Genomic DNA, 12103 nt, shown 5'->3' on the forward strand with positions numbered 1-12103 from the left:
GGTACCGGTCAGACAGATGGGAAAGCTTACACTTGGATCATTGATCCGCTTGACGGTACCACTAATTTTATACATGGCCTGCCTATTTTTTCAGTCAGTATTGGTTTGAGGTATTTGGATGAAATTGTGATCGGAGTTGTATATGAAATCAACTTTCATGAATGTTTTTATGCCATGAAGGGTCACGGTGCTTTTTGTAATGGCAAGCCAATCAAGGTGAGCAGTGTAAAAAGTCTAAGTGAAAGTCTGATAGCAACCGGATTTCCATACAGTGCATTTTCTCAGATTGATGCCTATCTGGATGTATTAAAAGAACTGATGAGGAAGTGTCACGGAGTCAGGAGATTGGGAAGTGCTGCGATTGACTTATGTTACGTAGCTTGTGGCCGGGTAGAAGGTTTTTTTGAATATGATCTCAAACCTTATGATGTTGCAGCCGGTGCATTGATTGTAAAGGAGGCCGGTGGGGCGGTCAATGATTTCCGACAGGGAGATAAATATCTCTTCGGGAAAGAAATACTCGCCTCAAATGGATATATTCATCAGGAGTTTGACATGCTTCTTCAGGAAGTTTGGAGTTAATTCCTGTTTTAATATCCTATTTATATTGATTACGTTATTGTACTGATTGATTTTAGAAAAACGAAATGAAAAAGATACTGATAATTAGTTTGACGGTTTTTGTGGTGCTTCTCGCAGTAGCGGTTTCACTGCCATTTATCTTCAAGGATAAAATTGCCGATCGAATTGACAGGGAAATCTCCGAAACTGTCAACGCTCAGGTTTATTATGATATTAACAATATAAGTCTAAGTATTTTCAGGAGGTTTCCACATATATCTGCCACTGTCAAGGAATTTGGTGTGGTAGGGAATCCGCCATTTCAAAATGACACTCTTGTTCATGTGGATAGGCTTCAGGTGGACTTCAATCTAAGGTCCATTCTTTTCGGGGACAACCCCTCTTTGAAAGGGATTCATCTGGATGGGGGCAGTTTGTATGTCAAAGTCCTGGAAGATGGAACTGCCAATTATGACATCACTTTTCCATCAGAGGATGAAAGTCCCGCGGAGAGTAATTTTCAGATTGGGATTGATTTGATAGAAGTCAATGATTTTGATGTGATTTATGATGACAGGCAACTGCAGTATTTTATGGCCTTGGGCAAAATCAGCATGGTGGGACAGGGGGACTTTACTATGGATGTCTATGAACTTCCGGTCAAAATGGAAGCGTTTATTGCAGATATCACCTATGAAGGCACCAATTATCTTCGCAACAAACAGTTCAAGGGTGAAACAGTGATGAATATAGATATGAACCAAATGAAATTTGCATTTGGAGATGGGGAGTTTGCCGTGAATGATTTCCTTTTTGACTTAGGTGGATTTATCGCCATGCCTGCTGATGATATAAAGTTTGACCTTGTTTTTGCCGGCAAGGATAATACGTTCAAAAGTGTTCTTTCCCTTGTTCCCGGCATTTATTCAGATAATTTTTCAAATCTCAGAACTTCAGGTTCCATGGATTTTAATGGATTCTTTAAAGGGATTTACAGTGACAACAGTTTTCCTTCATTTGACATTTCGTTGAAAGTTGAAGAGGGGATGTTCCAATATCCGGAATTGCCCAGGCCAGTGCAAAATGTCAACGTGGACATGCAGGTCAAAAATACCACCAATAACCTTGACAATACTTCAGTAAACATTCCAACTTTCAATTTGGATTTTGGCAGCAACCCCATTTCCGGAAGGTTCTATTTAGCGGATCTTATTTCCTACGAAATGGATGGAGCGTTGATAGGAAAAGTTAATCTGGAGGAGATGACTTCTATTTTCCCGATTGAGGGTATGACATTGAAGGGAATACTTGATATTAACGCACAGGCCAAGGGCAAATATGACTCCGTAGCCCAGGTCATCCCAAGTATTAATGCGAAGATGACCTTGACTAATGGTTTTGTCAAAAGCTTCGATTATCCTGCTCCAATTGAAAAGTTGAATATCAATGCAAGCATCATCAATCCAAGTGGAAAAATGAACGATTTTTTGGTTGATTTGAGTCAGTTCGGATTTGAACTTGAGGATGAAGCCATCAATGGTAGATTAAGGATCAATGATTTTTCACTGCTCAATTGGGACGGTGCTATAAATGGTACCGTGGACCTGGGAAAAATGCTGGCCATATTCCCCATGGAAGATATCATTATGGAAGGGAAAGTTTATGCAGATCTTCAGACCAAAGGATCTTATAAAGATGTAGAAGAAGGCAGATATAACCGACTTGATACCCGTGGAAAAGCTTCCATTACTGATTTTTATTTTACTTCAGTAGATCTTCCGCAAGGAATAAGGATACATCGATCCGATGCTGACTTTTCTCCTGATAGAATCAACCTGACGCAATTTGATGCAAGAGTGGGCGAAAGTCCATTGCAGGCTACCGGGTTCCTTTCCAACTATATAAACTATATAGTAAAAGATGAGGAAGTTTTGAAGGGTCAGTTGAGCCTCAATTCCAGCAAGTTCAATGTCAATGAATGGATGACTGAATCCGAAAGCACAGAAAGTGAAGCCCTGACAGTAATTGAATTACCTGCAAATATTGATTTTAACATGTCAGTGGCTGCAGCAGAAGTTTTGTATGACAATCTTGTTCTCAAGGAAGTCAAAGGGAATATGGCATTAAAAGATGGGGTATTAAGTTTCAGGGATGCTTCTATGAGTACCTTGGGGGGAAAGGTAACCATGAATGGCACCTATGACCCCAGGGACATTACGGCACCCATATTTGACTTTGCTCTTAATCTTGCCAATTTGAAAATTCAGGAAGCTTTTGAGGCATTTAACACAGTAAGGGCCTTTGCACCTGTTGCACAGCATCTCACAGGGGATTTCAATACCAATATCAATTTTTCAGGAATCCTGGGTCAGGATATGATGCCTTTACTTTCCTCTTTGGATGGCAAAGGTTTACTTAAAGTGACTGAGGCTGCCCTTCAAAATAGCACTTTGGTGCAGGGGATAACAAGTCTGACCCGATTGAATGATGCCAATACCCTGCAATTAAGAAATCTGAATATACCCATTGAAATAAATAACGGTGTCATGGATGTCAGGCCATTTGATGTAAGGTTGTGGGATTATCAGGCCAATATTCAGGGAAGCACCGGTTTTGACGGCAGTATCAATTATCTGATCAATATGCAGGTTCCGGCAGGAAAATTCGGTTCACAGGCCAATACCTTGTTGGCGACAATATCAGGTGCAGAGATGAATGAATCGACGCTGATTCCGGTCGCAATCAATTTGGGAGGGACTTATAATAGTCCAAAAATCGGACTTGCGGGAGGCAATAGTATTGAAAACCTATTGACAACAGCCATAAAATCGAGAGTTTCAGGGGAGAAGGAAAATTTGCAGGAGCAAGCTACCCAACAATTCAAGGCGGCAGAAGACAGTATAAAGAGAGAAATGACCCTTAAGGCAGAAGTCATTCAGGATAGTGTGAAAAGAGAGGCCGAGAGAAAAGCTTCTGAGACCAAAGACAAAGCAGTAGATGAAGCCAAAAACTTATTGAAAGGAGTTTTAGGAAGACCAAAACCAACCAAACCTGATACTACTAAAATAAATAACTGATATTCAAAGACCCACCGAGCGTGGGTCTTTTTTTTAAGCAAGGATAAAATACCAGATACCAATAGTCAGAAAAGAAAGGGGGATGCCTACGCCCACCAATAAGGAAGCGAGTTTTGGTTCCAGATTATGGGTGATAGCAATGATCGAGCCTGTAATCATAGGTGCCATAGCCATTTCTATGACTGAGACCTGAAGCATCAATCCCTGGAGGTTGAAAACAAATCTGAACAGAATCAAAATGGTCAAAGGGATAAAAACAAGTTTATAACCAAGTCCCATCCAAAGAAATTTTGATCTAAATGCATCCGGACTGATTTTTATTTGTAGTCCAACTGATGTAAGGGCAACAGGTGTTAAAGTGGCGGCAATCATTTCGAGTAATGTTTCCAAATGGCCCGCAATCTCATATCCACTGATATTCATAAAAATGGCAATCAAAAAGAATAGGAATGGTGGAAAAGTCAAAATCTTTTTGGTGATATCTCTTTTACTCTTTTTTTCCACAGTGTAGATTGAAGCAACAATTACGGCAACACTGCTTACAATGATAAAGGATCCAGCCTGATCGATCAGAAGTGCGATTTTCATGCCTTCATCCCCATACAATGCCTGTACGATTGGGAAACCTACAAAGGAGGTGTTTGCCAGGCCCGAGGTAATCACCAAACATCCCGTGATGGAATTGACCCAGTTTAGAATTTTCCCCAAGAATCCAAATATCAACCAAGATAGTCCAAAGCTAATCCAAGCGGAAGCGATCGGAAGGGCCAACTCAGGCACGAGTTCTATTTTTGGCAGATACATCAGTGCCAGTGCAGGGAGTACGATATATATCAGATACCTATTAAGGTATTGGGCCAAACTATCCGGTAAAAAGCGGAAATGCTGGGAAACAATACCCAGACATAGGAATATAACAATCAAAACAATATTAAACATAAAGGAAGGTGGAACCGATCCCAGGAAAATAAGCGATAAATACTATTGTTATTTAAGAATCACAAATAAGGTATGTTTTCCAAAATTAACATAACCGTAATTAATTATTAATCAAATCTTTGGTGAATAAGCTTTCATTTGTAAAAAACAATATCAATATGACCAAATTAATCCCATTGATTGTAGAAGGGAAAAAAATCGTTCAGCTTTCCCAACTTACCATTGACCAGGCCAATGACCTCCGGAGTTGGCTTCCTGCCAATAGCCTTCAAAAGCTCAGGATTCAGGGTATGGAAATCAACGATTGTATCTCTTTTGAGACTTATGATTATTGGTTCAGAACCCACCATGTTTTGTCCAGAACATACGAGACGATTTTGGATTTTTAGGAAAGTCCAAAAGCCATTCGTTTGTCTGAAAAGTATTTTTTCAATTCGGGGTATACCAGACTTTCAGCCTGTGGGATCCCTGAAAGTGTAAGTGCGACATTTCCCTGGGCAGATTCCAACTCCGGCTCCATGGTTTCAATCATCAGGATAATTTCTTGAAGGGAAAGGGTTTCTTTGGATTTTTTAGGATTCAATTTTATGTCATTGCCATAGAAATCTACAGCTTCATAATAAATTTTGCCATCCATCACGTTTGCATATATACTGATCTCTTCGCCCCACTGACTTTCCGGATAAATCAGTTTGACCAACAATGCATTAGGCAATGGGCCATCAAAGTAGCTGTGGGGCTTAAAATCATAATTTAGCATACTTAAAATTAAGAATAAAATATGGTCATCTAATTTTTAGATAAGACTAAAAAATATTTTTGACACCAAATAAAAACAAAAAAGGGAAGTCTAACTTAACAATGTTTCTTATCTTTGTGTTACTCGTTAAGTAATTATCCGAAACCTTGTACCATTTCAGAAAAATATTACCCCTATTCAGTCACCTGAGCTTGGCATTGATGCTGAGTATCCTGACCAATGGTGTATTGTTTTTTCATACCCATGAACTGGAAAACGGAAAGATAATCACCCATGCCCATCCGATCTTGACGGAGGAGCAAGAGGAAATGCCTGACCATGGCCATACCGAAATGGAGTTGATCATTTTGGATCTTATTGCCCATGCAGATTATTTTGTTTACCAATTGAATTTGGAAATACCTGAAAACGAAGCTGTCGATCAAAGCTTCAATCCAGGATTTATTTCGCATGAATTTTTAACATCTATTCAAATAGGATTTGACCTTAGGGGTCCTCCTTCCTTCGCCTGAAAAATCATTTTTTCCTGATCCAATAGGATTCGGACATTTTCAGTTTTAACAATTTCAAATATAATTTCAGAGATGCGTGCAATACTTACGCTTGCTTTGGCCCTTTTCTGTTTAGGGTTATTGGCAGCACAGGATATATCAATTAATGGCAGGGTGGTGGATAAATCTACCAATAGTCCCTTGCCGGGAGTGTCGGTTTTCATAGCCGAATTGAACAGGGGAGTAGTAACAGACCTGGATGGGAGTTTCAGATTGACAGACCTGCCGGAAAGAAATGTTACACTCAAATTTTCTTTTATCGGTTATTCAACCATCATTCAATCTATCAAACCAGGTTCTAATAGGACTGTGGAAATACAGCTTGAAGAGGCATTTACCAATATTGATGAAGTGGTGGTTTCCGGAGCTTACATAATGAGCAAGGAGAGTTCGCCCATCAGCATAGAAAAGGTTGATTTGGTGGATATTTTGAAAATGCCTTCACCGAGTTTGATGACTGCTTTGACAAGGACTCCCGGAGTAAATGAAATATCATTAGGCCCTGGTATCAGCAAGCCGGTAATCAGAGGCCTTTCCTTTAGTAGGGTTTTGTCGGTGTATCAAGGAGGAAGATTTGAAAATCAGCAGTGGGGAGCTGACCATGGATTGGGACTCACCGAAACAGGAATTGGAAATGTGGAACTGATAAAAGGACCCGCATCCTTAATTTATGGTTCCGGTGCCATGGCAGGAGTAGTCAACCTTATAGAAGAAAAAGATGCCATCAAAGGTGAGGTCGAAGGATATTTGAATCTCAGAGGATACAGCAATAACCTTGGATTGAGATCTGAGTTGGGAATAAAGGGAGCATCTGAAAATGGGTTTGTTTGGTCGATCAATGGAGCGGGAGAATCACATGCCGATTACAAGGATGGTGACGGAAAAACCATGGGAAACACTAGATTTAATACCCGGAATTTCAAAGGTGGTGTGGGTCTTCAGAAGAAATGGGGTGATACCAGGTTAAGATATACCTATCTTAAACAAAAGCTTGGCATTCTTGATGAAACTGATGTTGAGGGATTGGCAACTTTCAGAGGTGATAGGTCATCCCAGATACCTTTCCAAAATGTAACAGACCACTTTCTCTCTTCTGAAACCAATGTTTTTCTTGGGGAAGACAAGCTAAAAGCCACTTTTGGACTACATAAAAATCTTCGGGAAGAAATTGAAACCGGTGAGGGGTTTGTGGATCTGGGTTTGAACCAAAGTAACATCATGTATGATGTGAAATATTTCAAATCATTGAATCCAAGTCTTGAAGCTATTTTTGGTGTACAGGGCTTTTATCTTCAGACAATCAATTATGATGATGCTTTGGAGTTTTTGATACCTGATGCCAAAAAAGATGATCGTTCAATTTATGGTCTATTGAATTACAATAAAGACAAATGGGTAGTTCAAGGAGGAGTAAGGTATGATTATCGAAAAGTAAATGTGGACGCCAGCTCACCTCATTTTGTTGATTTTGGATTTATCCTTCCCGGTGAGCCTGAAAACAGGCAGTTGGAAAGGACTTTTGACGGTGTAACCACCTCAGGTGGTGCTTCTTTCAGACCCAATTCCCATTGGAGATTCAGGTTGAACATAGCCCAAGGTTTCAGAGCTCCTGATCTTGCAGAGCTTTTTTCCAATGGTGTTCACCCTGGAACCAGAAGATTTGAAAAAGGTAATGCTGAATTTCAGCGGGAACAAAATATTCAAACCGATTTTGGAATCAGATATAGAACCAATAATTTCTCGATATCGGGAGAGGTGTTTTATAATGACATCAATAATTATATTTTCTTTGCTCCAACAGGTGAGATGGAGGAAGATCTCGATATTTGGTCTTTTGAACAATCTGATGCAAGACTTTATGGTGGGGAATTAGAATTTGATTTCCATCCTTCTTCCGCAAAATGGTTCCAAGCCTCTACCTCTTATTCTATGGTGATTGGGCAAAGAACTGAGGATTGGACTTACTTACCCTATATTCCTGCTTACAGGTGGAATCAATCCGTTGATTTTAGATCCAATGATATTGGGATTATCCAAAAACCATATTTGAGCATTCTAGGCTCGTTGATATTCAATCAGGACAGGCCGGCACCATTGGAAGAAGCCACCCCAGGATATTTTTTATTGGGGATGAACATAGGAGGAAATGTGAAGGTCGGGAATACCTTTTTGGAAGTGTATGTGAGCGGGACCAATCTCTTGAATAATACTTACTTGGATCACCTATCACTATTCAGACCATTTGGGGTCAATCAGATGGGAAGGAATGTGGCCTTGAATGTGAGGATTCCATTTTAACTTTAATGAAGAATTTCAAAAGCAGCCAAGTTTAAAATATAAATCAAAAGGGGGTAATATCGGCCCCCTTTTTGTCTTTATACAATTGGATTATCCATCGATTAAAACTAATTTTGGGCGACCTATGAAAATACCCCCCATGAAAAGAGATCAGGCCATTTTTGACCTTATTGGCAAAGAAGAAAACCGTCAAAAAAGAGGAATTGAATTGATTGCTTCCGAGAACTTTACCAGCAAACAGGTAATGGAGGCTGCAGGAAGTGTATTGACCAATAAATATGCAGAGGGATTGCCGGGAAAGCGTTATTATGGCGGTTGTGAAGTGGTTGATGAGATTGAGCAGTTGGCAATAGACAGGGCAAAAGAGCTTTTTGGCGCTACATGGGCAAACGTACAGCCGCATTCCGGCGCACAGGCAAACGCTGCGGTATTCTTGGCGGTTTTGAATGCCGGTGATACTATTTTGGGTTTTGACCTTGCACATGGCGGCCACTTGACCCATGGATCTCCTGTAAACTTCTCCGGAAAATTATACAAACCTCATTTCTATGGTGTGGAAGAAGAAACCGGCGTCATCGACTATGACAAGGTAGAGGCAAAAGCACTTGAAGTAAAACCTAAACTTCTTATTTGCGGAGCATCTGCATATAGCCGTGATTGGGATTATGAGAGACTAAGAAATATTGCTGATCAGGTCGGAGCTATTTTATTGGCAGACATTTCCCATCCATCAGGATTGATTGCAAGAGGTCTATTGAATGACCCATTGGATTTTTGCCACATTGTGACTACTACCACCCACAAGACATTGAGAGGTCCCAGAGGTGGACTGATTTTGATGCGGGAGGATTTTGATAATCCTTTTGGACTGAAAACACCGAAGGGAGAATTAAGAAAAATGACCTCCCTATTAGATTCAGGAGTATTCCCCGGAACGCAGGGTGGTCCATTGGAACACATCATTGCAGCCAAGGCAATTGCTTTTCTGGAAGCACTTTCTGATGATTATATGAATTATGTGATTCAGGTGAAAAAGAATGCATCTGTAATGGCCGAAACTTTCGTAAGTTTAGGCTTTAAGATTATTTCTGGTGGCACCGACAATCACATGATGTTGATCGATCTTAGAAACAAAGACCTGACGGGAAAAATAGCAGAAGAAACACTTGGAAAAGTAGATATAACCATCAACAAAAATATGGTCCCCTTTGATACCCGCTCCCCGTTTGTGACCTCGGGAATGCGTGTAGGAACAGCTGCTGTTACAACCCGTGGTCTGAAAGAAAAGGATATGAAAAAAATAGTCCAATTGATAGACAAATCGCTCACCCATCATGATCAAGAAACTACATTGAGTCAGATCAAGTCTGAGGTAAATGAGTGGATGGTTCAATTTCCATTATATTAATTTCTAAAAAAACGTGGCCTTAGATCAGTATAAAGAAGAAGAGGAAGAAGAGGGCATGTCCTTTTTGGATCATTTAGAACAGTTGCGTTGGCATTTGTTAAGGTCCGTTGCAGCTATTTTGATATTTACTGTTGCCGCATTTCTTGCCAAAAGCATTGTTTTTGGGGTGGTGATTCTTGGGCCGTCAAGGGTCGATTTCATAACGTATAGAGTACTTTGCCAAATTTCTGATTACCTGTCGATCCCTCCCTTATGCATCGACACTTTACCTTTTACCATCCAAAGCAGGCAGATGACGGGGCAGTTTTCTATGCACCTGACTTCGAGTATGGTGGTCGGGTTGATTGCCTCTTTCCCCTATTTATTCTGGGAAGTTTGGAAGTTTATCGCTCCTGGACTATATACCAAAGAAAGGCAGGCAGCCCGTGGTGCTGTGTTTTTTGTCAGTCTGTTGTTTTTTTTGGGAACTGCTTTTGGGTATTATATTCTTGCCCCGCTTTCGATTAATTTCCTGTCCAATTACCAATTGGATCCAAGCATCCTAAATGAATTTGATATTACTTCTTACATCGGGACATTGACGATGCTTGTTTTGGCTTCAGCCATCATGTTTCAACTTCCGGTAGTAATATATTTTCTATCCATGTCTGGGTTGGTTACTGCTGCAATGTTAAAATCATACAGGAGACATTCCATTGTTGTGATTTTAATTATTTCTGCATTAATTACACCACCTGATGTCATTAGTCAAATATTGATTGCCATGCCAATAATGGTACTTTATGAAGCAGGGATTCAGGTAGCCAAGCGACTTGAAAAGAAAAGGGCGGAAAAAGAACTGGAAGACAATCTCAAATATAAGGACAATGAATAAAAAAATAGCCATAGGAGGAGATCATGCCGGATTTGAATATAAGTCCATCATGATCAAAGTTTTGGAAACGGCAGGTTATGAAGTCAAAGATTTTGGACCTTATACTGATGCTTCCGCTGACTATCCGGATTATGTGCATCCGCTCTGTGAAGCCATTGAGAATGGAGAATTTAAGCAGGGTATCCTTATCTGTGGAAGTGGAAACGGCGTAGCCATCACTGCCAACAAGCATCAGGAAATCCGTGCTGCACTTTGCTGGACAGAGGATTTGGCTTCCTTGGCAAGACTACACAATGATGCCAATGTGCTGGCTTTGCCTGCAAGGATTATACCTTTTGAGTTAGCCGAAAAATTGACAAAGATATTCCTCTCCACGGATTTTGAAGGTGGCAGGCATGCTACCAGAGTGGGTAAAATCGCTTGTAAATAATCAATCCTCCTCATTTTCATGAGGAGGATTTTTTTACCTACCATCCCATCTCCGAACAAAAATCGTCCGCAGAAGAACGTTATTTTGGGAAATGAGCCCTGTATATGACGTAAAGAATGATTATATATGGCATAGCTCTTGAAAAGTATAGTCAACTAATTTTCTATATAATGGTATTCCATGCTTTAAGAACAGCTTTTCGAAACCTCATCCGTCACAAAACAAATTCTGTGGTCAATATTCTCAGCCTCACCATTGGTCTGACTTCCGGTATTTTTATCTTTTTGTGGGTTTTGGATGAATTTGGTTATGATAAATTCCATACCAATGACAAAGACCTGTATCAGGTGTTGATCAACCATACTTTTCCGGACGGGCAGATCCACACCTATGGAGCCACTCCTGCGAAATTGAAGGAAGCCGTTCGCTCTGTAATTCCTGAGGTCGACAACATAACCCAAACCAATATGGCCTCCACCCTATTGGTCCAACATGAGGAAGTATCTTTTCAGGAAGTAGGGATTTATTCAGACACTGAATTTTTTTCAGTCTTTCATTTTTCTTTGATCCATGGCGATCCGTTCAATCCATTGCCGGGAAACAACTCCATCGCGATATCCCAAAAACTTGCCAAAAAATTATTTAAAAACACAGACCCGATCGGTAAAACCGTTCAGGTGGAACAGGCACAGGAATATATGGTCTCGGCAGTTTTTGCTGATGTTCCGACAAATTCAAGGATTCAGTTTGAGTTTGTGGCACCGTTTGAAGTCTATTACCAAGAAAACCCTTGGATGGAGGGATGGCAGACAGGAGGGACAAATACCTTTTTGAAATTGGATACAAAGGCTTCTTTGGCAGCCGTAAATCAAAAACTGGGAACGCTAATCAAAAGTAATTGCACAGAATGTACTACAAGTCCGTTTCTGTATCGCTTCAGCAAACTGTACCTCAATGGCAGGTTTGAAGGTGGCAAAAACGTGGGTGGAAGAATCGAACAGGTCATTTTGTTCTCCATTGTGGCGTCCATTATCCTGCTGATGGCCTGCATCAATTTTATGAATCTGGCAACGGCAAGTGCTGCAAGCAGGAGTAAGGAAGTCAGTGTCAGAAAAATCATCGGAGCAAACAGGCCTAGCCTGGTGATTCATTTTATACTTGAGTCGCTTATCATTGCCTTCGTAGGATTATTATGCGCGGTATTT

Annotated in this window: 11 protein-coding genes; 9 read left to right on the top strand and 2 right to left on the bottom strand. The window is 40.5% G+C overall.

From position 1 onward, the window contains the following. On the top strand, window positions 1-582 hold a 582-nt coding region (locus ACEW8O_RS16110; RefSeq protein ID WP_373495652.1), incomplete at its 5' end, for an inositol monophosphatase family protein. Window positions 583-647: 65 nt separating this feature from the next. Beyond that, entirely contained in the window at window positions 648-3638 is a 2991-nt protein-coding gene (locus tag ACEW8O_RS16115) for an AsmA-like C-terminal region-containing protein (RefSeq protein ID WP_373495653.1), read from the top strand. Window positions 3639-3671: 33 nt separating this feature from the next. On the opposite strand, the gene ACEW8O_RS16120 is transcribed toward ACEW8O_RS16115, so the two are convergent. Continuing rightward, complete coding sequence (locus ACEW8O_RS16120) at window positions 3672-4577, bottom strand: AEC family transporter (RefSeq protein WP_373495654.1); 906 nt, start codon at window positions 4575-4577, stop codon at window positions 3672-3674. 158 nt (window positions 4578-4735) lie between these two features. Here ACEW8O_RS16120 and ACEW8O_RS16125 point away from each other — a divergent pair, with 158 nt between their 5' ends. Further along, complete coding sequence (locus ACEW8O_RS16125) at window positions 4736-4966, top strand: hypothetical protein (protein ID WP_373495655.1); 231 nt, start codon at window positions 4736-4738, stop codon at window positions 4964-4966. On the opposite strand, the gene ACEW8O_RS16130 is transcribed toward ACEW8O_RS16125, so the two are convergent. Further along, window positions 4963-5337, bottom strand: a complete 375-nt coding sequence (locus tag ACEW8O_RS16130; RefSeq protein ID WP_373495656.1) for a UDP-glucuronosyltransferase — start codon at window positions 5335-5337, stop codon at window positions 4963-4965. The two genes, ACEW8O_RS16125 and ACEW8O_RS16130, sit on opposite strands and share 4 nt — an antisense overlap. Before the next feature lie 146 nt (window positions 5338-5483). Here ACEW8O_RS16130 and ACEW8O_RS16135 point away from each other — a divergent pair, with 146 nt between their 5' ends. The 6 genes from ACEW8O_RS16135 to ACEW8O_RS16160 form a co-directional block, all read left to right on the top strand. Then, complete coding sequence (locus ACEW8O_RS16135) at window positions 5484-5849, top strand: hypothetical protein (protein WP_373495657.1); 366 nt, start codon at window positions 5484-5486, stop codon at window positions 5847-5849. A gap of 72 nt (window positions 5850-5921) precedes the next feature. After that, a complete protein-coding gene (locus tag ACEW8O_RS16140; RefSeq protein ID WP_373495658.1) occupies window positions 5922-8186 on the top strand; it encodes a TonB-dependent receptor in 2265 nt (754 codons plus the stop codon). Between the two features lie 139 nt (window positions 8187-8325). Then, the gene (gene glyA, locus ACEW8O_RS16145; RefSeq protein WP_373495659.1) at window positions 8326-9594 is read left to right on the top strand and encodes a serine hydroxymethyltransferase; all 1269 of its coding nucleotides are present in this window, start codon (window positions 8326-8328) and stop codon (window positions 9592-9594) included. A gap of 13 nt (window positions 9595-9607) precedes the next feature. Next, complete coding sequence (gene tatC, locus ACEW8O_RS16150) at window positions 9608-10468, top strand: twin-arginine translocase subunit TatC (protein WP_373495660.1); 861 nt, start codon at window positions 9608-9610, stop codon at window positions 10466-10468. Beyond that, a complete protein-coding gene (gene rpiB / locus ACEW8O_RS16155) occupies window positions 10461-10898 on the top strand; it encodes a ribose 5-phosphate isomerase B (protein ID WP_373495661.1) in 438 nt (145 codons plus the stop codon). The genes tatC and rpiB overlap by 8 nt, the downstream gene beginning before the upstream one ends. Before the next feature lie 170 nt (window positions 10899-11068). Next, window positions 11069-12103: ABC transporter permease (locus ACEW8O_RS16160; protein ID WP_373495662.1), on the top strand; the 1035-nt coding region annotated here is incomplete at its 3' end.

The sequence above is a fragment of the Aquiflexum sp. genome (genome assembly GCF_041749095.1).
Taxonomy (GTDB): Bacteria; Bacteroidota; Bacteroidia; order Cytophagales; family Cyclobacteriaceae; genus Aquiflexum.